Here is a 21,848-nt window from a genome sequence, read left to right as displayed (position 1 = left end):
AGCAGTTTCAAGGCTTACCCCAGCAAGGAAATGTCGGCAACGCCCAGGAACAGACCACGCAGCCGTGCCAGCAAGGCATAGCGGTTGGCCCGCACATTGGCATCCTCGGCATTGACCATCACCGCTTCGAAGAACGCATCAACCGGCTCGCGCAGGGCGGCCAGGCGAGTCAGCGCTTCGTTGTAGCGACGTTCGGCGGCCATGGGCCCTACGGCCTGGTCAGCCTGGGTAATGGCCGAGTACAGCGAGAACTCGTTGGCGTTGTCGAAGTACTTGGGCTCCACGGTGGCGGCGATCTTGCCGTCGGCCTTGCTCAACAGGTTCGAGACGCGCTTGTTGACGGCCGCCAGGGCAGCGGCTTCGGGCAGTCGGCGGAAAGCCTGGACGGCCTGCACGCGCTGGTCGAAGTCCAATGCCGAACCTGGCTGCAAGGCACGTACCGACAGGTAGGTGGCCACATCGATGCCTTCGTCTTCGTAGCGAGCACGCAGGCGGTCGAAGATGAACTCCTGCACCTGCTCGGCCAGCCCGGCGGACTTCACCTTGCTGCCGAACGCGGAGACAGCGAAGGCCACGGCATCGTTGATGTTCAGGTCCAGCTGCTTGTCGATCAGGATGCGCAGCACGCCCAGTGCGGCACGGCGCAGGGCATAGGGGTCCTTGCTGCCGGTGGGCAGCATGCCGATGCCGAAGATGCCGACCAGGGTGTCGAGCTTGTCGGCGATGGCCACGGCCGCACCGGTCAGGGTACTGGGCAGCTCGGCGCCGGCGCCACGGGGCATGTATTGCTCGTTGAGCGCCAGGGCGACGTCTTCGGGCTCGCCCGCGTTGAGCGCGTAGTAATAGCCGGCCACGCCCTGCATCTCGGGGAATTCGCCGACCATCTCGGTGGCCAGGTCGCACTTGGACAGCAACCCGGCGCGGGTGGCGCGTTGAGGGTCGCCACCAATGCGCGAGGCGATGTAGGCCGCCAGCTTGGACACCCGCACGGCCTTGTCGTAGACACTGCCCAACTGCGCCTGGAACACCACGTTCTCGAGGCGCGCGTTGAACGCTTCCAGCGGCTGCTTCTTGTCCTGGTTGAAGAAGAATTCGGCGTCGGTCAGGCGTGGGCGCACGACTTTCTCGTTGCCCTCGACGATCTGGCGCGGATCCTTGCTCTCGATGTTGGCAACGGTGATGAAGCGCGGCAGCAGCTTGCCGTCGGCATCCAGCAGGCAGAAATACTTCTGGTTGTCCTGCATGGTGGTGATCAGTGCTTCCTGCGGGACTTCCAGGAACCGCTCTTCGAACGAGCACACCAGCGGCACGGGCCATTCGACCAGCGCCGTCACCTCGTCGAGCAGGGCCGGCGGCACGATGGCACTGCCTTCCTGCTGGGTGGCCAGCTCGGCGGTGCGCCGGGCGATCAATTCACGGCGTTCATGGGCATCGGCCAGTACGTAGACGCGACGCATGTCTTCACGGTAGCCAGCGGGCGAGCTGATGCGCACGTTCTCTGGATGATGGAAGCGGTGGCCACGCGACTCGCGTCCGGCTTTCTGAGCCAGGATGGTGCAGTCGATGACATCGTCGCCCAGCAGCATGACCAGCCATTGGGTCGGACGTACGAACTCTTCCTTGCGTGCGCCCCAGCGCATGCGCTTGGGGATCGGCAAGTCGTTGAGCGAGTCTTCGACGATGGTCGGCAGCAGACTGGCCGTCGGCTTGCCGACGATGTTCTGGCTGAAGCGCAGCTTGGGACCGCTGCGGTCGATTTCGCTGAGGTCCACGCCGCACTTCTTGGCGAAGCCCAGCGCGGCCTGGGTCGGCTCGCCTTCGGCATTGAACGCGGCTTGCAACGGCGGGCCGTCGAGGTTGATGCTGCGGTCCGGCTGCTGGGTGTCCAGGCCGGTGATCAGCACGGCCAGGCGACGAGGCGCGGCATAGACGTTCTTGGCGCTGTAGTTCAGGCCGGCGGCCTGCAGGCCTTTCTCGATGCCGGCCAGGAAAGCGTCGGCCAGGGTGTTGAGGGCCTTGGGTGGCAGCTCTTCGGTGCCCAGCTCGACCAGGAAATCTTGAGCACTCATTGCGCAGCCTCCAGCTTGGCCAATACTTCATCACGCAGATCGGGGGTCGCCATGGGGAAACCCAGCTTGGCACGGGCCATCAGGTAGGCCTGTGCCACGCCGCGGGCCAAGGTCCGCACGCGCAGGATGTACTGCTGGCGCGCGGTGACCGAAATGGCGCGGCGGGCATCGAGCAGGTTGAAGGTGTGGGATGCCTTCAAGACCATTTCATAGCTGGGCAGCGGCAGGGGCTGGTCCAGTTCGAGCAGGCGCTTGGCCTCGCTCTCGTAGAAATCGAACAGCTCGAACAGCTTGTCGACGTTGGCGTGCTCGAAGTTGTACGTGGACTGCTCCACCTCGTTCTGGTGGAACACGTCGCCGTAGGTCACCTTGCCGAACGGGCCATCGGCCCAGACCAGGTCGTAGACCGAGTCGACGCCCTGCAGGTACATGGCCAGGCGCTCGAGGCCATAGGTGATTTCGCCGGTGACCGGGTAGCATTCGATGCCGCCGGCCTGCTGGAAGTAGGTGAACTGGGTGACTTCCATGCCGTTGAGCCAGACTTCCCAGCCCAGGCCCCAGGCGCCCAGGGTCGGCGACTCCCAGTTGTCTTCGACGAAGCGCACGTCGTGCACCAGCGGATCGAGGCCGATGTGCTTGAGCGAACCCAGGTACAGTTCCTGGAAGTTGTCCGGGTTGGGCTTCAGAACGACCTGGAACTGGTAGTAGTGCTGCAGGCGGTTGGGGTTCTCGCCATAGCGGCCGTCAGTCGGACGGCGGCTGGGTTGCACGTAAGCGGCGTTCCAGGTTTCCGGGCCGACGGCGCGCAGAAACGTGGCGGTATGAAAAGTGCCGGCGCCCACTTCCATATCGTAGGGCTGAAGCACCACACAACCTTGCTCGGCCCAGTATTGCTGGAGGGCGAGGATCAAGTCTTGGAAGGTACGCACGGCTGGCGTAGGCTGGCTCACGAAATTCACCTGTTTCTAGGGCTGCGAATATAAAGAGCGGGAGTATACCGCGATTCCGCGGCGCCTCTACCCATGGAGCCCCAATGCCTCGCTGCTTTTGGTGTACCCAAGACCCGTTGTACCAGGCCTACCACGACCTTGAATGGGGGGTGCCGCTGCGCGAGGCGGGCGCCCTGTTCGAGTTGCTTTCGCTGGAAGGGTTCCAGGCCGGCCTGTCGTGGATCACCGTGCTGCGCAAGCGTGAACGCTATCGACAGGTGCTCCACGGCTTCGAGCCGCAGCGCCTCGCGCAGCTGAGTGACGGGGAGATCGAGGTGCTGATGCAGGACCCGGGCATCGTGCGCAATCGCCTCAAGCTCAATGGGGTGCGCAAGAATGCTCGCGCCTGGCTGCAGCTTGAAGACCCGGTGGGTTTTCTCTGGTCGTTCGTCGGTGGACGGCCGAAGATCAATCACGCCCGCGATCGCAGCGACATCCCCACGGAAACCAACGAGGCCCGAGCCATGAGCAAGGCCTTGAAGAAAGCCGGCTTCACCTTCGTCGGCCCGACCATCTGTTACGCCTTCATGCAGGCCTCGGGCATGGTCATGGACCATACCCGGGACTGCGACCGCTACGCCGCGCTGGCCGGCTGAGGCTAGAATGAGCGCCTGGGCAATTAAGGAGTGATCTGTGGATAAGTTCAAAGGGGCGCTGATGGTTGGTGCCTTGCGGTTGTTCGCGCTGCTGCCGTGGCGCACCGTGCAACGGGTCGGCACCGCCATTGGCTGGCTGATGTGGAAGCTGCCGACCCGATCGCGCGATGTGGTGCGTATCAATCTGGCCAAGTGTTTTCCGGAGATGGACGCTGCCGAGCGCGAGCGTCTGGTGGGACGCAGCCTGATGGACATCGGCAAGACCCTGACCGAGAGCGCCTGTGCGTGGATCTGGCCGGCCCAGCGCTCGCTTGACCTGGTACGCGAGGTCGAGGGCCTGGAGGTGCTCACGCAGGCGCTGGCCTCGGGCAAGGGCGTGGTCGGCATCACCAGCCACCTGGGCAACTGGGAAGTGCTCAATCACTTCTATTGCAACCAGTGCAAGCCGATCATTTTCTACCGACCGCCCAAGCTCAAGGCGGTGGACGAGTTGCTGCAGAAGCAGCGGGTGCAATTGGGCAACCGCGTGGCGGCCTCGACCAAGGAAGGCATCCTCAGTGTCATCAAGGAAGTGCGCAAGGGGGGCCAGGTGGGCATTCCAGCGGACCCGGAACCGGCCGAATCGGCGGGGATGTTCGTGCCCTTCCTCGGTACGCTGGCCCTGACCAGCAAGTTCGTGCCCAACATGCTGGCCGGCGGCAAGGCCGTCGGTGTGTTCCTGCATGCGCTGCGCCTGCCGGACGGTTCGGGCTACAAGGTCATTCTGGAAGCGGCGCCCGAAGCGATGTACAGCACCGATACGCACACCTCGGTCGCGGCGATGAGCGCTGTGGTCGAGAAGTACGTGCGCGCTTATCCCAGCCAGTACATGTGGAGCATGAAGCGCTTCAAGAAGCGGCCGGCGGGTGAGGCGAAGTGGTATTAAGGCTGGTGGAGCTGCAGGGACTCCTTCGCGGCCAATGACCGCTCCTACAGGCTGCCCGCTCCTACGAAGAGCGGGGGGCCGGGTCAGAAGAAGCTCAGGCCCACGTGGAACAGCTTCTCCACGTCGCGGATGTATTTTTTATCCACAACGAACAGGATCACGTGGTCACCGGCTTCGATCACCGTATCGCTGTGGGCGATGATCACTTGGTCATCGCGAATGATCGCGCCGATCGTGGTTCCTGGTGGCAGGTCGATGGTCTCGATGGGCTTGCCGATCACCTTGCTCGAGCGCGCATCGCCATGGGCAATGGCCTCGATGGCTTCGGCCGCGCCGCGCCGCAACGAATGCACACTGACGATATCGCCACGCCGGACATGCGCAAGCAACGTACCGATGGTCGCCAGTTGTGGACTCAGGGCGATGTCGATCTCGCCGCCCTGGACCAGGTCGACGTAGGCCGGGTTGTTGATGATGGTCATGACCTTGCGCGCACCCAGGCGCTTGGCCAGCAACGAGGACATGATGTTGGCCTCGTCGTCGTTGGTCAGGGCCAGGAAGATATCGGCCTGGGCGATGTTCTCTTCGAGCATCAGGTCGCGGTCCGAGGCGCTGCCTTGCAACACCACGGTGCTGTCCAGGGTGTCGGAAAGATAGCGACACCGCGCCGGATTCATCTCGATGATCTTCACCTGGTAACGGCTTTCGATGGCTTCGGCCAGGCGCTCGCCGATCTGCCCGCCGCCGGCGATGACCACGCGCTTGTTGCTCTGGTCGACCCGGCGCAGTTCGCTCATCACTGCGCGGATGTCTTCGCGGGCCGCGATGAAAAATACCTCATCGTCCGCTTCGATGACCGTGTCGCCGCGAGGCAGGATCGGCCGGTCGCGGCGGAAGATGGCCGCCACGCGGGTATCGACCTTGGGCATGTGGTGACGAATCTGACGCAACTGCTGACCCACCAGCGGGCCGCCGTAATAGGCCTTGACCGCGACCAGTTGCGCCTTGCCACCCGCGAAGTCGATGACCTGCAAGGCGCCGGGGTATTCGATCAGGCGCTTGATGTAATTGGTCACCACCTGTTCCGGGCTGATCAGCACATCCACCGGAATGGCATCGTTGTGGAACAGGCCGGCGCGGGTGAGGTAGGCCGACTCGCGCACCCGGGCGATCTTGGTCGGCGTGTGGAACAAGGTGTAGGCGACCTGGCAGGCGACCATGTTGGTCTCGTCGCTGTTGGTCACCGCCACCAGCATGTCGGCGTCGTCGGCACCGGCCTGGCGCAACACGGTCGGAAACGAGCCGCGGCCCTGCACGGTGCGGATGTCCAGGCGATCACCGAGGTTGCGCAGACGCTCGGCGTCGGTATCGACCACGGTAATGTCATTGGCTTCGCTGGCCAGGTGCTCGGCCAGGGTGCCACCCACCTGCCCTGCGCCGAGGATGATGATCTTCATCCGTTATTCCCTGTCATTGGCCGCGCACGGCGGCGATCTTGATCAGCTTGGCATAGTAGAAGCCGTCATGACCGCCCTCTTGTGCCAGCAACTGGCGGCCATGGGTCTGCTTGATCCCGGCAGCCGTGGCCAGGTCCAGTTCGCGGGCGCCAGGGGTACGTGCCAGGAACGCTTCGATGACCTCGGTGTTTTCCGTGGGCAAGGTCGAGCAGGTGGCATAGAGCAGCACGCCGCCGACCTCCAGGGTCGGCCACATGGCATCGAGCAACTGGCCTTGCAGCACGGCCAGGGCATGGATGTCATCGGGTTGGCGGGTCAGCTTGATGTCGGGGTGGCGGCGGATCACGCCGGTGGCCGAGCACGGCGCGTCGAGCAGGATGCGCTGGAACGGCTTGCCATCCCACCATGCGGAGGTATCGCGGCCATCGGCGGCGATCAGCTGTGCTTCAAGACCCAGCCGTTGCAGGTTTTCGCGAACCCGGACCAGGCGTTTTGCTTCGAGATCGATCCCCACCACACCGGCCAGGGCCGGTTCGGCTTCCAGGATATGGCACGTCTTGCCACCTGGCGCGCAGCAGGCGTCGAGCACCCGTTGACCAGGCGCCAGGTCGAGCAGCTCGGCGGCCAACTGCGCAGCTTCATCCTGCACGCTGACCCAGCCTTCGCTGAAACCGGGTAGCCCGCGCACATCGCAGGCTTCCGCCAGAACGATGCCATCACGGCTGTGGACACAGGCCTGCGCGGCTACGCCCTGCTCGGCCAGCAGGCCCAGGTAGGCATCGCGGTCATGCTGGCGGCGGTTGACCCGCAGGATCATCGGCGGATGGGCGTTGTTGGCAGCGCAGATGGCTTCCCACTGCTCTGGCCAGAAGGCTTTCAGCGATTTCTGCAACCAGCGCGGGTGGGCGGTGCGCACTACCGGATCGCGTTCGAGTTCGGCCAGAATCGCGTCGCTCTCGCGTTGGGCGCGTCGCAGCACGGCATTGAGCAGCGCCTTGGCCCAAGGTTTTTTCAGCTTGTCGGCACAGCCGACCGTTTCACCGATCGCCGCATGGGCCGGCACACGGGTATAGAGCAGTTGGTAGAGGCCTACCAGCAGCAAGGCATGCACATCGGCATCGGCGGCCTTGAACGGCTTTTGCAGCAAGCGTTCCGCCAGCGCATCGAGACGTGGCTGCCAGCGCGCCGTGCCGAAGGCCAGGTCCTGGACGAGGCCACGGTCGCGGGCCTCGACCTTGTCCAGCTCCTTGGGCAGAGAGCTGTTGAGCGAGGCCTTGCCGCTGAGCACCGTCGCCAGGGCGCGGGCGGCCGCCAGACGCGGGTTCATTGGCCCAGTACCGTGCCGACCACGAAGCGATCGCGGCGGCTGTTGAACAGATCGCTGAAGTTCAACGGCTTGCCGCCCGGCAACTGCAGGCGGGTCAGGCGCAACGCCTGTACACCGCAGGCGACGGTCAGCCCGTCCTTGTTGACTTGGACAATTTCACCCGGCTGGCCACTGCCCTCGTCCACCTCGGCGGCCAAGACCTTGAGTGCCTCGCCGTTCAGGGTACTGTGGCAGATCGGCCAGGGAAAAAACGCCCGTACCAGGCGCTCGAGTACTTCGGCCGGCTGGCTCCAATCGATGCGTGCTTCGTTCTTGTCCAGCTTGTGCGCATAGTTGGCCAGGCTGTCGTCCTGGATCTCGCCGTGCAAAGTGCCGGCGGCCAGCTCGGCAATGGCCTGGACCACAGCCGGCGGACCCAGCTGCGCCAACCGATCGTGCAGGCTGCCGCCGGTGTCGTGGGCATCGATCGGGGTACTGACCTTGAGCAGCATCGGGCCCGTATCCAGACCGGCCTCCATGCGCATCACGGTGACGCCGCTCAGCGCATCGCCAGCCTGCACCGCCCGTTGGATCGGCGCTGCACCGCGCCAGCGTGGCAGCAGCGAGGCATGACTGTTGATGCAGCCCAGCGGCGGAATATCCAGCACCGCCTGCGGCAGGATCAGTCCGTAGGCGACCACCACCATCAGGTCCGGTGCCAGTTCACGCAGTTCGGCCTGTGCCTGCGGGTCGCGCAGCGTCGCTGGCTGCAGCACGGGGATGCCGTGCTCCAGGGCCAATTGCTTGACCGGACTTTGCATGAGTTTCTGCCCGCGTCCCGCCGGGCGATCCGGCTGGGTGTACACGGCGACGATATCGTGGGAGGTGGCCAGCAGGGCCTTGAGGTGTTCGGCGGCAAACTCGGGAGTGCCCGCGAAGACGATGCGCATGGAGTTCTCGCTGTTGGAGGTGGGCCGCAACCCTTGGTAGGAGCGGCTAGCAGCCGCAAGGGGCCCTTCCTGACGCACCGGGGTGCGTTGTTAGCGGCTACTGGCCGCTCCTACAGGGGCACCGAAGTCAGGCTTGCTGCTTGTGCAGTTTTTCCAGCTTTTTCTTGATGCGGTCGCGCTTGAGGTTGGACAGGTAGTCGACGAACAGCTTGCCGTTGAGGTGATCGCACTCGTGCTGAATGCACACGGCCAGCAGGCCTTCGGCGATCAACTCGTAGGGCTTGCCGTCGCGATCCAGCGCCGTGACCTTGACTTTCTGCGGACGATCGACGTTCTCGTAGAAGCCGGGCACCGACAGGCACCCTTCCTGATACTGGTCCATCTCGTCGGTCAGCGATTCGAACTCGGGGTTGATGAACACCCGCGGTTCGCTGCGATCTTCGGACAGGTCCATGACCACGATGCGCTTGTGCACGTTGATCTGGGTAGCGGCCAAACCGATGCCAGGCGCGTCGTACATGGTTTCAAACATGTCATCGACGAGCTGGCGAACGCTGTCGTCCACCACCGTGACCGGCTTGGCGACGGTACGCAGGCGCGGGTCTGGAAATTCGAGGATGTTTAAAATAGCCATATGCGTATGTGCTGCACTGTGAGGTAAAGTCGTTATTTCGCGTGAGCAGACATGATAAAGGGATTCACGGCATGAGGAAATCACTACTCGCCCTGCTGATGCTGGCAATGGCCGGCCTGGCGCAGGCGCAGGTGCAGCTCAAGGACGGCTACCCGCAGCGCTACACCGTGGTCCGTGGCGATACGTTGTGGGATATTTCCGGAAAGTTTCTGCGCCAGCCGTGGCAGTGGCCGCAGCTCTGGCACGCCAATCCGCAGATCGCCAACCCCGACCTGATCTACCCCGGCGACTCGCTGGTGCTCGGCTTCGTCGACGGCCAGCCGCAGCTGATGATCGAGCGTGGCGCCTCGCGCGGCACCATCAAGCTTTCGCCCAAGGTGCGCACCACACCCGTGGCAGAAGCCATTCCCAGTATTCCGTTGGAATCGATCAACAGCTTCCTGCTGACCAACCGCATCATGGATTCGGCTGAGGCATTCAATGCCGCACCCTACATCGTGGCGGGCAACGCCGAGCGCGTACTCAGCGGCATCGGCGACCGCATCTATGCGCGTGGCGCATTCGATCCGGCGCAGTCGGTCTACGGCATCTTCCGCCAGGGCAAGGTCTACACCGACCCTGATACCCAAGAGTTTCTGGGCATCAACGCCGACAATATCGGCGGTGGCGAAATCGTCGCCACCGAAGGCGATATCTCTACGCTGGTCCTGCAACGCTCGCGCGAAGAGGTCCGCTTGGGCGACCGGCTGTTCAGCGATGAACAACGAGCGGTCAATTCGACATTTTTCCCCAGCGCGCCGCAGTCTGACATCCATGGCGTGATCATTGATGTGCCACGGGGTGTTACACAGATCGGCAAGTACGATGTGGTCACCTTGAACCGCGGAACCCGCGACGGGCTGCGCGAGGGCAACGTCCTGGCGGTGTACAAGACCGGCGAGACAGTGCGCGATCGTATTACCGGCGAGCAGGTCAAGGTCCCCGACGAGCGTTCCGGATTGCTCATGGTGTTCCGCACTTACGAAAAGCTGAGCTATGGTTTGATCCTCAACGCCAACCGCTCGTTGGCAGTGATGGACAAGGTAGGCAACCCGTAGTCGAAAGCCGGTACCTGGGCGCGCAATATTGCCCAGGCATGCTCCGATACTTTTGTGCACAGAGTTATCCACAGCTTGTCCAGCTGTCTGCGGGCCTGCCGATTCAAGGATGATCGGATGCCGCTCTTCGATACAAACCCGTACACCTGTTCCGAACTCGAGGCGCGCCTGCGCCTGCAATTGCTCCCGGACATCGGCTCGCAACGCTTCCACACGCTTGTCGCGCACTTCGGCAGCGCACGTTCGGCACTCGATGCCTCGGTCGCGCAATGGCGCGGTGCAGGCTGCAGCGATGCCAGCGCCCAGGCGCGTCGCGACCCTGCCATCCATCGCGATGCAGCCGCTGCAATGACCTGGCTAGAGCATCCGCACCAGCATTTGTTGATGTGGGACCAGCCTGACTACCCCGCCCTGCTCAAGGAAATCGCCGATCCCCCACCACTGTTGTTCGTGCGCGGCGACCCCAGCGTACTGGAAAAGCCGCAGGTCGCCGTGGTGGGCAGTCGCCGCGCTTCGCCGCCGGGATTGGACAATGCCCGGGCCTTCTCTCGCAGCCTGGCAGGCGCGGGATTCACGATCACCAGCGGCCTTGCCCTGGGCGTGGATGGTGCTGCCCATCAAGGTGCGCTGGACGTGGGCGGGCACACGGTCGGAGTACTGGGCACCGGCCTGGAAAAACTTTATCCACAGAAGCATCGCGCGCTGGCTCAGGCCATTGTCGAGGCCGGTGGCGCGCTGGTTTCAGAGTTTCCCCTCCACGCACAGGCGCAGCCGGGCAACTTTCCCCGCCGCAACCGCATCATCAGTGGCTTGTCGCTGGGCGTGCTGGTGATAGAGGCCAGCCCGGCCAGCGGCTCGCTGATTACCGCGCGGCTGGCCGCCGAACATGGCCGCGAGGTGTGGGCGCTGCCGGGTTCGATTCATCATCCTGGCGCGCGCGGCTGCCACCAGTTGATCCGCGACGGTGCCCAGTTGGTCGAGACCATCGATCACATCCTCGAAGGCTTGCAGGGTTGGCAGCGCCTGCCGCCCGCCTCGTCGCCGGCACCGCAACGATCCCAGGATCCGCTACTGGCCGCGTTGGTGGCAGCAGCGCACACCACCGAAGGCCTGGCCATCGCCCTGGGATGGCCATTACCGCGGGTAATGGCGCAACTCACCGAGCTGGAACTGCAGGGGCGGGTTGTCAGTCAGGCGGGGCGTTGGTTTGCACGGGCCAGCTAAGTACACTGGCGGCAGTTTCCAATGGGAGTGACAGCAGATGGTGAGCAGTTGGCGTGTGCAACAAGCGGCGCGCGAGATCCGAGCGGGCGCGGTGATTGCCTACCCTACCGAAGCTGTCTGGGGTTTGGGGTGCGATCCGTGGGACGAGGAGGCGGTCTATCGCCTCCTGGCCATCAAGGAGCGCTCGGCTGACAAAGGCTTGATCCTGGTCGCCGACAACATTCGTCAGTTCGACTTTCTGTTCGAGGATTTTCCCGAAGAGTGGATCGACCGCATGGCCAGTACCTGGCCCGGCCCGAACACCTGGCTGGTGCCTCACCAGGGCCTGCTGCCCGAATGGATCACCGGTGTCCATGAGTCGGTGGCGCTGCGGGTGAGCGATCATCCGCAGGTGCGGGAGCTGTGTGCGCTGGTAGGGCCGCTCGTCTCGACCTCGGCCAATCGCCAGGGCCGTCCGGCTGCCCGCAGCCGCCTGCGCGTGGAGCAGTATTTCCGTGGCGAAGTCGACCTGGTGCTGGGAGGCGCGCTGGGCGGGCGGAAGAGCCCGAGCGTGATCCGCGACCTGATCACCGGTGAGGTAATCAGGCCCTGACTCTGGCCCTGAATCTGGCCAGGGAGCCGTCAGCGTGCGGCCCCCTGCGCAGTTTCACGGTAGCAGGATGGTCGAGCCCACTGTCTCGCGTGCGGCCAGGGCCGTCTGCGCCTTGGCGGCATCGCTCAACGGGTACTGCTGGCTGACATCGACCTTGAGCTTGCCGCTGGCGATCATTTCGAACAGCTCGTCGGCCATGCCCTGTACCGCACCGGGCACCGCATAGCTGGCCAAGGTCGGACGGGTGACGTACAGCGAGCCTTTCTGCGACAGAATGCCCAGATTGACCCCACTGACCGCGCCCGAAGCATTGCCGAAGCTGACCATCAGGCCACGCGGCTGCAGACAATCCAGCGACGTTTCCCAGGTGTCCTTGCCGACGCCGTCGTAGACCACTGGGCATTTCTTGCCGTCGGTCAACTCCATAACCCGCTTGGCCACATCCTCGTGGCTGTAGTCGATCACTTCCCAGGCCCCCAGTGCCTTGGCCCGCTCGGCCTTGGCGGGCGAGCTGACCGTGCCGATCAGCTTCACGCCCAACGCCGCCGCCCACTGGCAGGCCAGCGAGCCGACCCCGCCAGCTGCGGCATGGAACAGGATGGTTTCCCCGGCCTCGACCTTGTAGGTCTGACGCAACAGGTATTGCACGGTCAGGCCCTTTAGCATCACTGCTGCAGCCTGTTCGAAGCTGATGCTCTGTGGCAGGTGCACGGCCATGGCCGCCGGCAGCACGTGCAGGTCGCTGTAGGCGCCCAGGGGGCCGCCCGCGTAGGCCACACGGTCGCCGACCTTGAAGCCATCTACCTCGCTGCCCACTGCCTCCACCACGCCGGCCGCCTCGGTGCCCAGGCCCGATGGCAGTTGTGGCGTGGGGTACAGGCCGCTGCGGAAATAGTTGTCGATGTAGTTCACGCCCACGGCGTGATTGCGTACGCGAATGTCCTGCGGGCCCGGTTGCCTGGGCTCGAAGTCGACGAACTCAAGCACTTCCGGGCCGCCGGTGGAACCGAACTGGATACGCTTTGCCATCTGTTCACTCCTGCTGTCGTTGGGCGAAGGCCTATCGGACGCCTTTGCTTGATCGGCGTCAACTGCCGCAGGCGGTGAGCGATGCTATGCTACGCGCCGACTTGATCGCCGGTCAGGCGTGCACGCAGGCCGCTGGCGGTATTTGCCCTTCTCCAAGGTGATGCCATGACTACCCGCACCGAGGCCGTAAAAGCCTATCTACTCGATCTGCAGGACCGAATCTGCCACGCCTTGCAGGCCGAAGACGGCGGCGCGCAGTTCGTCGAAGATGCCTGGACGCGTCCTGCGGGCGGCGGCGGTCGTACCCGGGTGATTGCCGACGGTGAGTTGATCGAAAAAGGCGGGGTCAATTTTTCCCATGTGTTCGGCAGTGGCCTGCCGCCGTCGGCCAGCGCCCATCGCCCGGAACTGGCCGGCCGTGGTTTCGAGGCGCTGGGCGTGTCCCTGGTGATTCACCCGCACAACCCGCATGTGCCCACGTCCCATGCCAACGTGCGTTTCTTCATTGCCGAAAAGGAAGGCGAAGAAGCGGTCTGGTGGTTCGGTGGTGGCTTCGACCTGACGCCCTACTACGCCCACGAGGAAGACTGCATCCACTGGCACCGCGTGGCGCAGCAGGCCTGCGAGCCCTTTGGCGCCGATGTCTACCCGCGCTACAAAGCCTGGTGCGACCGGTACTTCCACCTCAAGCACCGTGGCGAGCCGCGCGGTGTCGGCGGTTTGTTCTTCGATGACCTCAACGAGTGGGATTTCGACAAAAGCTTCGCCTTCATGCGCGCCATCGGCGATGCCTTCATCGACGCCTATTTGCCCATCGTGCAGCATCGCAAGGCCATGGCCTACACCGCGCAGCAGCGTGAATTCCAGGAATTCCGCCGCGGCCGCTACGTCGAGTTCAACCTGGTCTACGACCGCGGTACGCTGTTCGGCCTGCAGTCGGGAGGCCGGACCGAATCGATCCTCATGTCGCTGCCACCGCAAGTGCGCTGGGGCTACGACTGGAAGGCCGAGCCCGGCAGCGAGGAAGCGCGGCTCACCGAGTATTTTCTGCAGGATCGCGACTGGCTGGCACCAGCCCCCGCCCTTTGATTCAGGAACCGTTTCGCATGGACAGTTACGTGGTATTCGGCAACCCAGTGGGCCACAGCAAGTCACCGGCCATTCACCGGTTGTTTGCCGAGCAGACCGGCCAGGCGTTGGACTACAGCACGCTGCTGGCGCCCATCGATGGCTTCACCAGCTGTGCCCTGGGCTTTTTCAAGGAAGGCCTGGGCGCCAACGTTACTGTGCCGTTCAAGGAGCAGGCTTTCAGCCTGTGCAGCGTGCTGACCCCACGCGCGCAGCGTGCCGGCGCGGTGAACATGCTCAGCCGTCTGCCAGATGGCGGCCTGCGCGGCGACAACACCGATGGCGTGGGGTTGGTGCGCGATCTGGTCGACAACGCCGATGTGACCTTGCAAGGCAAACGCATTCTGTTGCTGGGTGCCGGTGGTGCGGTGCGAGGGGTGATCGAGCCATTGCTCGAGCAACGACCGCTGTCGCTGGTGATCGCCAACCGTACGGTCGAAAAAGCCGAACAGCTGGCGCAGTTGTTCGCTGACCTGGGCCCGGTTGCAGCCAGTGGCTTCGATTGGCTGGAAGAGCCTGTGGATATCATCATCAATGCCACGTCGGCGAGCCTGGCAGGCGATCTGCCGCCGATTGCCAGCAGCCTGATCGAGCCTGGGGTGACGGTCTGCTACGACATGATGTACGGCAAGGAGCCGACGCCGTTCTGTCGCTGGGCCAGCGAACACGGCGCGCGGCTGTCGCTGGATGGTTTCGGCATGCTGGTCGAGCAGGCGGCGGAAGCCTTCACCTACTGGCGCGGTGTAGCCGTGGATACGGCGCCGGTGCTGAGCCGGCTGCGGCGGGAGATGGCGGTGGGTTGATTGATGGATGTCACTGACACCCATCAAATCAAAGCTCGCAACATCAAAGCTTCGCGCGCACCGCCGGCAGCGCATCCTTGCCATCCAGGGTTTTCACGCCGTCCAGCCACTTCTCCAGCACCGCCGGATTGGCTTTCAACCAAGCCTGTGCTGCCTGCGCGCTGGTTTTCTTGTTGTTGGCCACATCGGCCATGATTCCGTTTTCCATCTCCTGAGTGAACACCAGGTTGCTGAGCAGCTTGCCGGTGTTCGGGCAGGCTTCGGCATAACCCTTGCGCGTAAGGGTGTGCACGGTCCCGGTGGAGCCGAAATACTTCTCCCCGCCGGTCAGGTACTTGAGCTTGATCTGCACGTTCATCGGGTGCGGCGTCCAGCCGAGGAAGACCACGAACGACTTCTTCTTCACGTTGCGATTGACCTCGGTCAGCATCGCCTGCTCGCTGGACTCCACCAGCTTCCAGTCACCCAGGCCGAACTCGTCCTTCTTGATGATCTCGGCCAATGACAGGTTGGCAGGCGCGCCCGAGCCGATCCCGTAGATCTTCTTGCCGAACTGGTCGGCATGCTTGTCCAGGTCGGCGAAGTCCTTGACCCCGGCGTCGTAGACGTACTCGGGAACCGCCAGGGTGAACTCGGTGCCGTCCAGGTTCTTGGCGTACTGCACCACGTCGCCGTTGGCCACGAACTTGTCGTAGAAGCCTTGCTGAGCCGGCATCCAGTTACCAAGAAACACATCCACCTGGCCATCCTTGAGCCCGCCGAAGATGATGGGCACCGCCAGGGTATCGATCTTGGGCGTGTAGCCCATGCCTTCCAGCACCAGGCTGGCAAGCGCGTTGGTGGCTGCAATGTCGCTCCAGCCAGGATCGGCCATTTTCACGGTCGCACACCGTTGATCGTCGGCGAGCGCTGCAGTAGCGGATACGGCGAGCCAACCGGCAGCCAGGGCTGTGGATATCTTCATGGTGACCTTCATGCGGACTTCCCCTCGGAGCTTCTAATGTGATGGGCAGGGTTGTGGATAACGTGCCTTGCGCTCCAGGTCGTCGAGGTCGATGTGGTTGCGCATGTATTGCTGACTGGCGTCCACCAGTGGCTGGTGATCCCAGCTCTTCAGCTTGCCCTGGGTCAACGCACTGGCCACGAAACGGCGTCGGCGCTGGCTGGCGAGCACTTGTTGGTGTATCGCCGGCATGTCCCATTTAAAGCGGGCTTCGCTCAGGAAAGCCTCGAACAGTGCCCGGTGTGGGGGTGACTGGCTCAGGTCTTCACGTTCGTGTGGGTCGTTGTCCACGTCATAGAGTAGGCAAGGGTCGCGTTCGCTGTAGATGAATTTCATCGCGCCGCGGCGAATCATCATCAGTGGACTATTGGTGCCCTCGGCCATGTACTCACCAAATACTTCGTCGTGACCCGCCCCACCTTGCAGATGGGCCACCAGCGACCGACCGTCCAGTGGCAGACCGGGCTCCAGTTCGCCGCCGGCCAGCTCGACGAAGGTCGGCAGCAGATCGGCGGTGGACACCGCGGCCGACACCCGCCCTGCCTTGAACTGCCCTGGTGCGCAAACCAGCAGCGGCACCCGCGCGGCCATTTCGAACCAGTGCATCTTGTACCAGAGCCCACGCTCGCCAAGCATGTCACCGTGATCGCCGGAGAAGACGATGATGGTGTCGTCGGCCAGCCCGGTTTCTTCCAGGGTCTGCATCAGCTTGCCGACGTTGTGATCGATGTAGCTGCACGCGCCGAAATAGGCGCGGCGTGCGTCGCGGATCTTGTCCACAGGCAAGGGTTTGTCCCACAGGTCATAGACCTTGAGCAAGCGTTGCGAATGCGGGTCCAGTTCGGCCTGGCTCGGCACGTTCTGCGGCAGGGGAATGTCTTCGTCGCGGTACAGGTCCCAGAACGGCTTGGGAATGGTGTAGGGATCGTGCGGGTGGGTCATCGACACCGTCAGACAGAAAGGCTGGTCGCCGTCTTGGCGAATGTGATCGAACAGGTACTGCTGGGCCTTGAACACCACTTCTTCATCGAAATCCAGCTGATTGGTGCGCACACAGGGGCCGGCCTGCAGCACCGAGGACATGTTGTGATACCAGCTGGGGCGCACGTCGGGTTCGTCCCAGTTGACGGCCCAGCCATAGTCGGCGGGATAGATATCGCTGGTCAGGCGTTCCTCGTAACCGTGCAGTTGGTCAGGGCCGCAGAAATGCATCTTTCCCGACAGCGCCGTGCGATAACCCAGGCGGCGCAGATAGTGGGCGTAGGTGGGCACGTCGGCGGCAAAGTCGGCGGCGTTGTCGTAGGCGCCGATCTTGCTCGGCAACTGCCCACTGACCAAGGTGAAACGCGACGGCGCGCACAGCGGGCTGTTGCAGTAGGCGGCATCGAACACCACGCCGGTTTCGGCCAGGCGGTTGATGTTCGGCAGCTTGATGGGAGACGCTGCGTAGATCGGCAACAGAGGGGCGGCCATCTGATCGGCCATGATGAAAAGAATGTTCTTGCGCTTCATCGGCTCAGGGCATTCCATAGTCGGAAGTAATGCGAGATTGCGTCAATCCAGAATGCGGCCCATGCCCCGACTGGTAAAGCCCGCTATCGACAATGCTTAGGATAAGCCCAGCTTATGTATGAAAATATCGGCGCACTGTCCCTCGATCTGCTGCGTGCCTTCGAGTCGGCTGCGCGCCTGCGCGGCTTCACTGCTGCGGCCGTTGAATTGGGCACGACACAGCCGGCCATCAGCCAGCAGATCAAGCGCCTGGAAGAACAGTTGGCCACCCGCCTTTTCGACCGTATCTACCGCGGCATTGCCCTCACCGATGCCGGGCATGCGCTGTTCGAAGCCGTTCAGGCCGGCCTGCAACGCATCGACGACGGCCTGCAGACAATCACCGCGCAGACCCAGCACGAGGTGTTGCAGGTGTCCACCGACTTCGCCTTCGCAGCGTATTGGTTGATGCCTCGGCTGCACCGCTTTCACCAGCGTTATCCACAGGTCGATGTCAGCCTGGTCACCAGCGAGCGCAGCCATGCCCTGCTGCGCCCGGATATCGACGTCGCCGTGTTGTTCGGCGACGGTCGTTTTCGCCAGGGTGAAAGTCATTGGTTGTTCAACGAAGAGGTGTATCCGGTGTGCAGCCCGCGCCTGTTGGCCGGTTACCGCCAGCCGTTGGCTCTGGACGCCTGGATCGAGTTGCCATTGCTGCACCTGCGCGGTGAGAGCAGCAGCCAGTGGTTCGACTGGAACAATCTGTTTCGCGCGCTGCACATTCCGGGCGTGCCCGCCCCCGGTCAACTGCGCTTCGACAACTACACCCTGCTGATCCAGGCAGCCATCGCTGGCCAGGGGGTAGCCATCGGCTGGCGCCACCTAGTCGATGCGCTGCTGGATCAAGAGCTGCTGTGCCGCCCCATCCAGGGCAGCGCAACGTCAGCCTTGGGCTATTACGTGGTTGTCCCGCAGCGCAAGCGCCGCGGGCAAATGGTGCAACGGTTTCTGGATTGGGTGATCGAGGAACAGGCGCAACGGTGATGGAGCGCTTATCTATATGCATCCTATTTTGGTAGAGGAGAAAGCACCAAAAAATTAGTTATCTATACTCATTTTTAATGGCCGAAGCGTGAAGCTTGAATCACTGACTCTAACCAAGAAGTCAGTGACTCTATGAACTCACTAGGTTTAAAAAAATGTCTGGTCACTATGCAATTGAAGCACGCTCTCATAACATCTTGGGGTTATGGAGCCATAATTTTTGGGTGTTGCGTCATCCAAGCGGTGAAGTCATGGCAGAGCTCCATGGACTTGCCACCGATCGAATGACCCAACGAGCTGTCGCCATCGGTACCTCTGAGCGGCACTCGTTACGCGCATGGCATTATGCGGTTAGAACATATAGCGGCGAAATTGGAGTTGATGCCTACCTCGTTGACCAAGGCCCGTACTATAAGGACGGGCAGTACAGCAAGGTTGTTATTGCAGGTGATTTCAATCAGATCATGCCCCGAGGCGTGCCGCAGCTAACTCGATACCTTTTATCAACGAATTGAATATTGACTATCATAGGTATGCAGATAAAGAAATCAGATTTCGGACTTGGATGACAGTTATATAGGAATCATCCGATTTCGCTCTATACCAAAAAAATTTAGGATAGCATTATCTAATCAATGGATCTAATCCTGTATGTGCCGTACTCTACTACTTGTACTTCTGGTCAGCTCGCTTTCCGGGTGCTATCTATCTGAGCTGCCTCCCCCCATTAAAATTCCAGCCGAATATTTCAATATATTTACTGAGACGGTAATCAGGATAAGAGACTATTCGGATCCACGGATTTTGGATGAGGCGGAAGGTGCTCGCATGGCTGAACGGTATTTCTCCATCTCCACCCCCGCAGTGATTGAAGAGATCTTCAATCATGCCAATGGCAACTGTGTGCGTAATGAGGGTCATTCTCCTGCACTCATTTGTACAGCGTATAAAAATATGCCCTATTCCACATGGGGCCTGAAAGACGCCTCCGCGTTCATGTGTCTCGGTTTTGTGGCACTTACCTACCGATTCGGTTATCCCGGAAAGATCGAGGATCGTTCACATTGGACGACGCTCACCTTTCATGCCACACAACATGATGCTTGCACAGGTAAGCTGCCGCCTGGGTTTATGTAATCAGTGCGAGTCGACGAAGTCATGTGGCTCGCCTACATCATAGATAGCCGCCCAGAATCACCTATCCAGAGGACTATCACCGCCTCACGCGCGCACTAAAGACTAGGTACGAGAGTGCGATTGCTAAAGCCGCAGTGATCTGACGGCAGACTCGTTACATATCAGTTAAAAACCCCCTGCAAACAGCAAAAAGGGGTATCGAACACAGGTTCGATACCCCTTCGTCTTGTCGATTAATCCCATGAAATAGGGGCTAATTCCTCTGTATTGGAATCTTTACCTTCAGCTGACACGAGCCTTACGTACGCCCTGCGCCAGTTGACTGCACAGCGACAGCACATCTTCCACCGCCTGGCCGTGGTGCTGGGCATGGGCGATCTTGTCCACCAGCGCCGAGCCAACCACCACGCCATCGGCCAGACGGGCGATGGCGGCAGCCTGGTCGGGCGTGCGGATGCCGAAGCCGACGCTGATCGGCAGGTCGGTGTGGCGACGCAGTCGCTCGATGGCACCGCCAACGTGCTCGGTGGTGGCCGAGCCGGCACCGGTCACGCCGGCCACCGAAACGTAGTAGACGAAGCCGGAGCTGCGCTCCAGCACTCGCGGCAGGCGGGCGTCGTCGGTGGTCGGCGTGGTCAGGCGGATGAAGTCGATACCCGAGGCTTGCGCCGGGGTGGCCAATTCGCCGTCGTGTTCGGGCGGCAGGTCGACGATGATCAGGCCGTCGACACCGGCTTCCTTGGCCTGGGCCACGAAGGCTTCGACGCCGAAGCGGTGAATCGGGTTGTAGTAGCCCATCAGCACGATGGGTGTGGTGCTGTTTTCGACGCGGAATTCACGAACCATCTGCAGGGTTTTCGCCAGCGTCTGACCGGCGTTCAGTGCCCGCAGGGTTGCCAGCTGGATGGCCAGGCCGTCGGCCATCGGATCGGTGAACGGCATGCCCAGTTCGATGACATCCGCACCGGCGGCTGGCAGGCCCTTGAGGATCGCCAGGGAAGCGTCGTAGCCCGGGTCGCCAGCGGTGACGAAGGTGACCAGGGCAGCGCGGCCTTCGGCCTTGAGTTCGGCAAAGCGTTGTTCGAGGCGGCTCATGCCAGTGTCTCCTTTGCGCCCTGGGCGCCCATATGGCTCATCACGGTTTGCATGTCCTTGTCGCCGCGGCCCGACAGGCACACCACCATCAAGTGGTCGGCAGGCAGCGTCGGCGCACGCTTCATGGCTTCGGCCAGGGCGTGAGCGGTTTCCAGCGCTGGGATGATGCCTTCAAGGCGGCAGGTGGCATGGAACGCAGCCAACGCCTCTTCATCGGTGATGCTGGTGTAGTTCACCCGCTTGATTTCGTGCAACCAGGCGTGTTCAGGACCGATACCGGGGTAGTCCAGGCCAGCCGAGATGGAGTGCGCGTCGGTGATCTGCCCATCGTCGTCCTGCAGCAGATAGGTGCGATTGCCGTGCAGTACACCGGGAACGCCACCGTTGAGGCTGGCGGCGTGCTTGCCCGAACCCACGCCATGGCCGGCAGCTTCGACACCGATGATCTCCACGCTGCTGTCATCCAGGAAGGGGTGGAACAGGCCCATGGCATTGGAACCACCGCCGACGCAGGCGACCAGGCTGTCGGGCAGACGACCTTCCTTCTCCTGCATCTGCTCGCGGGTTTCCTTGCCGATGATCGACTGGAAGTCGCGCACCATCGCTGGATACGGATGTGGGCCGGCCACGGTACCGATCAGGTAGAAGGTGTCGTCGACATTGGTGACCCAGTCACGCAGGGCATCGTTCATGGCGTCTTTCAAGGTGCCGGTGCCGGAAGTGACCGGCACGATTTCGGCGCCCAGCAGTTTCATGCGAAACACGTTCGCCTGCTGGCGCTCAATGTCGGTGGCACCCATGTAGATCACACAAGGCAGACCGAAGCGCGCGGCCACGGTGGCCGTGGCCACGCCGTGCATGCCGGCACCGGTTTCGGCGATCAGACGCTTCTTGCCCATGCGCTTGGCCAGCAGCACCTGGCCGATACAGTTGTTCACCTTGTGTGCGCCGGTATGGTTGAGTTCTTCGCGCTTGAAGTAGATTTTCGCCCCGCCGCAATGTTCGGTCAGGCGCTCGGCGAAATACAACGGATTGGGCCGGCCGATATAGTCGCGCTGGAAGTAGGCGACCTGCTCGAGAAACTCGGGATCGGCCTTGGCCGCTTCGTATTCCCGAGCCAGCTCAAGCACCAGCGGCATCAGGGTCTCGGCGACGTAGCGGCCGCCGAAGGCGCCGAACAGGCCGTTGCTGTCCGGGCCACTGCGAAGATTGCTCTGGGTCATGCGAAGCTCCAGGGGAAATGAAAGGGCGATGTCACTACTGTACCCATGACAGCCGC

At 62.5% G+C, this 21,848-nt stretch carries 21 protein-coding genes; 10 read left to right on the top strand and 11 right to left on the bottom strand.

Annotated features, from left to right (window positions below; all coding sequences use genetic code 11):
• Window positions 1-14 precede the first annotated feature (14 nt).
• Together glyS and glyQ are read right to left on the bottom strand one after the other, a co-directional pair.
• Complete coding sequence (gene glyS, locus LT40_RS15995) at window positions 15-2,069, bottom strand: glycine--tRNA ligase subunit beta (RefSeq protein ID WP_043191996.1); 2,055 nt, start codon at window positions 2,067-2,069, stop codon at window positions 15-17.
• Window positions 2,066-3,019 (bottom strand): glycine--tRNA ligase subunit alpha, encoded by a 954-nt coding sequence (glyQ, locus tag LT40_RS15990; RefSeq protein WP_043193756.1) that lies wholly within the window; start codon window positions 3,017-3,019, stop codon window positions 2,066-2,068. The genes glyS and glyQ overlap by 4 nt, the downstream gene beginning before the upstream one ends.
• Before the next feature lie 83 nt (window positions 3,020-3,102).
• Here glyQ and LT40_RS15985 point away from each other — a divergent pair, with 83 nt between their 5' ends.
• Both LT40_RS15985 and LT40_RS15980 read left to right on the top strand, forming a co-directional pair.
• Window positions 3,103-3,654 carry a DNA-3-methyladenine glycosylase I gene (locus LT40_RS15985; RefSeq protein ID WP_043191994.1) on the top strand — a complete coding sequence of 184 codons (552 nt, stop codon included), beginning with the start codon at window positions 3,103-3,105 and terminating at the stop codon, window positions 3,652-3,654.
• 37 nt (window positions 3,655-3,691) lie between these two features.
• Window positions 3,692-4,579, top strand: a complete 888-nt coding sequence (locus LT40_RS15980; RefSeq protein ID WP_043191993.1) for a lysophospholipid acyltransferase — start codon at window positions 3,692-3,694, stop codon at window positions 4,577-4,579.
• An 83-nt stretch (window positions 4,580-4,662) separates the two neighbouring features.
• On the opposite strand, the gene trkA is transcribed toward LT40_RS15980, so the two are convergent.
• The 4 genes from trkA to def all read right to left on the bottom strand — a co-directional run bounded on the left by trkA (window position 4,663) and on the right by def (window position 8,926).
• Window positions 4,663-6,036, bottom strand: a complete 1,374-nt coding sequence (gene trkA, locus LT40_RS15975; protein WP_043191990.1) for a Trk system potassium transporter TrkA — start codon at window positions 6,034-6,036, stop codon at window positions 4,663-4,665.
• A gap of 13 nt (window positions 6,037-6,049) precedes the next feature.
• Window positions 6,050-7,363, bottom strand: coding sequence for a 16S rRNA (cytosine(967)-C(5))-methyltransferase RsmB (gene rsmB / locus LT40_RS15970; protein ID WP_043191989.1), 1,314 nt, complete (start codon window positions 7,361-7,363; stop codon window positions 6,050-6,052).
• A complete protein-coding gene (gene fmt / locus LT40_RS15965; RefSeq protein ID WP_043191987.1) occupies window positions 7,360-8,292 on the bottom strand; it encodes a methionyl-tRNA formyltransferase in 933 nt (310 codons plus the stop codon). The genes rsmB and fmt overlap by 4 nt, the downstream gene beginning before the upstream one ends.
• A gap of 127 nt (window positions 8,293-8,419) precedes the next feature.
• Window positions 8,420-8,926, bottom strand: a complete 507-nt coding sequence (gene def / locus LT40_RS15960; RefSeq protein ID WP_043191985.1) for a peptide deformylase — start codon at window positions 8,924-8,926, stop codon at window positions 8,420-8,422.
• A gap of 71 nt (window positions 8,927-8,997) precedes the next feature.
• On the opposite strand from def, the gene LT40_RS15955 reads away from it, so the two are divergent.
• The 3 genes from LT40_RS15955 to tsaC all read left to right on the top strand — a co-directional run bounded on the left by LT40_RS15955 (window position 8,998) and on the right by tsaC (window position 11,839).
• Window positions 8,998-10,023, top strand: a complete 1,026-nt coding sequence (locus LT40_RS15955) for a LysM peptidoglycan-binding domain-containing protein (protein WP_043191984.1) — start codon at window positions 8,998-9,000, stop codon at window positions 10,021-10,023.
• 117 nt (window positions 10,024-10,140) lie between these two features.
• Complete coding sequence (gene dprA / locus LT40_RS15950) at window positions 10,141-11,247, top strand: DNA-processing protein DprA (RefSeq protein WP_043191983.1); 1,107 nt, start codon at window positions 10,141-10,143, stop codon at window positions 11,245-11,247.
• A 37-nt stretch (window positions 11,248-11,284) separates the two neighbouring features.
• Entirely contained in the window at window positions 11,285-11,839 is a 555-nt protein-coding gene (tsaC, locus tag LT40_RS15945) for an L-threonylcarbamoyladenylate synthase type 1 TsaC (protein ID WP_043191980.1), read from the top strand.
• A 54-nt stretch (window positions 11,840-11,893) separates the two neighbouring features.
• Here tsaC and LT40_RS15940 read toward each other — a convergent pair whose 3' ends face one another.
• Window positions 11,894-12,868 carry an NADPH:quinone reductase gene (locus LT40_RS15940; RefSeq protein ID WP_043191979.1) on the bottom strand — a complete coding sequence of 325 codons (975 nt, stop codon included), beginning with the start codon at window positions 12,866-12,868 and terminating at the stop codon, window positions 11,894-11,896.
• 165 nt (window positions 12,869-13,033) lie between these two features.
• Here LT40_RS15940 and hemF point away from each other — a divergent pair, with 165 nt between their 5' ends.
• Window positions 13,034-13,957 (top strand): oxygen-dependent coproporphyrinogen oxidase, encoded by a 924-nt coding sequence (gene hemF / locus LT40_RS15935; RefSeq protein WP_043191977.1) that lies wholly within the window; start codon window positions 13,034-13,036, stop codon window positions 13,955-13,957.
• Between the two features lie 17 nt (window positions 13,958-13,974).
• On the top strand, window positions 13,975-14,799 hold the full coding sequence (aroE, locus tag LT40_RS15930; RefSeq protein WP_043191975.1) for a shikimate dehydrogenase: 825 nt from the start codon (window positions 13,975-13,977) through the stop codon (window positions 14,797-14,799).
• A 43-nt stretch (window positions 14,800-14,842) separates the two neighbouring features.
• On the opposite strand, the gene choX is transcribed toward aroE, so the two are convergent.
• Together choX and betC are read right to left on the bottom strand one after the other, a co-directional pair.
• The gene (gene choX / locus LT40_RS15925) at window positions 14,843-15,763 is read right to left on the bottom strand and encodes a choline ABC transporter substrate-binding protein (RefSeq protein WP_043193755.1); all 921 of its coding nucleotides are present in this window, start codon (window positions 15,761-15,763) and stop codon (window positions 14,843-14,845) included.
• Between the two features lie 33 nt (window positions 15,764-15,796).
• The gene (gene betC / locus LT40_RS15920) at window positions 15,797-17,314 is read right to left on the bottom strand and encodes a choline-sulfatase (protein WP_043191973.1); all 1,518 of its coding nucleotides are present in this window, start codon (window positions 17,312-17,314) and stop codon (window positions 15,797-15,799) included.
• Between the two features lie 114 nt (window positions 17,315-17,428).
• Here betC and LT40_RS15915 point away from each other — a divergent pair, with 114 nt between their 5' ends.
• The 3 genes from LT40_RS15915 to LT40_RS21620 all read left to right on the top strand — a co-directional run bounded on the left by LT40_RS15915 (window position 17,429) and on the right by LT40_RS21620 (window position 19,474).
• On the top strand, window positions 17,429-18,337 hold the full coding sequence (locus LT40_RS15915; RefSeq protein ID WP_043191971.1) for a choline sulfate utilization transcriptional regulator: 909 nt from the start codon (window positions 17,429-17,431) through the stop codon (window positions 18,335-18,337).
• A gap of 155 nt (window positions 18,338-18,492) precedes the next feature.
• On the top strand, window positions 18,493-18,852 hold the full coding sequence (locus LT40_RS21625) for a hypothetical protein (RefSeq protein WP_148308571.1): 360 nt from the start codon (window positions 18,493-18,495) through the stop codon (window positions 18,850-18,852).
• A 313-nt stretch (window positions 18,853-19,165) separates the two neighbouring features.
• Window positions 19,166-19,474 carry a hypothetical protein gene (locus LT40_RS21620; protein ID WP_148308570.1) on the top strand — a complete coding sequence of 103 codons (309 nt, stop codon included), beginning with the start codon at window positions 19,166-19,168 and terminating at the stop codon, window positions 19,472-19,474.
• 282 nt (window positions 19,475-19,756) lie between these two features.
• On the opposite strand, the gene trpA is transcribed toward LT40_RS21620, so the two are convergent.
• Window positions 19,757-20,569, bottom strand: coding sequence for a tryptophan synthase subunit alpha (trpA, locus tag LT40_RS15905; RefSeq protein ID WP_043191967.1), 813 nt, complete (start codon window positions 20,567-20,569; stop codon window positions 19,757-19,759).
• Window positions 20,566-21,792, bottom strand: a complete 1,227-nt coding sequence (trpB, locus tag LT40_RS15900) for a tryptophan synthase subunit beta (RefSeq protein ID WP_043191965.1) — start codon at window positions 21,790-21,792, stop codon at window positions 20,566-20,568. Before trpB ends, trpA begins: the two co-directional genes overlap by 4 nt.
• Window positions 21,793-21,848 lie beyond the last annotated feature (56 nt).

The organism is Pseudomonas rhizosphaerae, from assembly GCF_000761155.1.
Lineage (GTDB): Bacteria > Pseudomonadota > Gammaproteobacteria > Pseudomonadales > Pseudomonadaceae > Aquipseudomonas > Aquipseudomonas rhizosphaerae.
This window is presented reverse-complemented; position numbering and strand designations above follow the sequence as displayed.

Coding starts and splice junctions, on each gene's coding strand:
- betC (WP_043191973.1), bottom strand. CDS start 17,314: ATGAAGCGCAAGAACATTCTTTTCATCATGGCCGATCAGATGGCCGCC.
- trpA (WP_043191967.1), bottom strand. CDS start 20,569: ATGAGCCGCCTCGAACAACGCTTTGCCGAACTCAAGGCCGAAGGCCGC.
- LT40_RS21620 (WP_148308570.1), top strand. CDS start 19,166: ATGGCTGAACGGTATTTCTCCATCTCCACCCCCGCAGTGATTGAAGAG.
- dprA (WP_043191983.1), top strand. CDS start 10,141: ATGCCGCTCTTCGATACAAACCCGTACACCTGTTCCGAACTCGAGGCG.
- rsmB (WP_043191989.1), bottom strand. CDS start 7,363: ATGAACCCGCGTCTGGCGGCCGCCCGCGCCCTGGCGACGGTGCTCAGC.
- hemF (WP_043191977.1), top strand. CDS start 13,034: ATGACTACCCGCACCGAGGCCGTAAAAGCCTATCTACTCGATCTGCAG.
- LT40_RS15955 (WP_043191984.1), top strand. CDS start 8,998: ATGAGGAAATCACTACTCGCCCTGCTGATGCTGGCAATGGCCGGCCTG.
- aroE (WP_043191975.1), top strand. CDS start 13,975: ATGGACAGTTACGTGGTATTCGGCAACCCAGTGGGCCACAGCAAGTCA.
- LT40_RS15940 (WP_043191979.1), bottom strand. CDS start 12,868: ATGGCAAAGCGTATCCAGTTCGGTTCCACCGGCGGCCCGGAAGTGCTT.
- trkA (WP_043191990.1), bottom strand. CDS start 6,036: ATGAAGATCATCATCCTCGGCGCAGGGCAGGTGGGTGGCACCCTGGCC.
- LT40_RS21625 (WP_148308571.1), top strand. CDS start 18,493: ATGTCTGGTCACTATGCAATTGAAGCACGCTCTCATAACATCTTGGGG.
- tsaC (WP_043191980.1), top strand. CDS start 11,285: ATGGTGAGCAGTTGGCGTGTGCAACAAGCGGCGCGCGAGATCCGAGCG.
- fmt (WP_043191987.1), bottom strand. CDS start 8,292: ATGCGCATCGTCTTCGCGGGCACTCCCGAGTTTGCCGCCGAACACCTC.
- glyS (WP_043191996.1), bottom strand. CDS start 2,069: ATGAGTGCTCAAGATTTCCTGGTCGAGCTGGGCACCGAAGAGCTGCCA.
- trpB (WP_043191965.1), bottom strand. CDS start 21,792: ATGACCCAGAGCAATCTTCGCAGTGGCCCGGACAGCAACGGCCTGTTC.
- choX (WP_043193755.1), bottom strand. CDS start 15,763: ATGAAGATATCCACAGCCCTGGCTGCCGGTTGGCTCGCCGTATCCGCT.
- LT40_RS15985 (WP_043191994.1), top strand. CDS start 3,103: ATGCCTCGCTGCTTTTGGTGTACCCAAGACCCGTTGTACCAGGCCTAC.
- LT40_RS15915 (WP_043191971.1), top strand. CDS start 17,429: ATGTATGAAAATATCGGCGCACTGTCCCTCGATCTGCTGCGTGCCTTC.
- def (WP_043191985.1), bottom strand. CDS start 8,926: ATGGCTATTTTAAACATCCTCGAATTTCCAGACCCGCGCCTGCGTACC.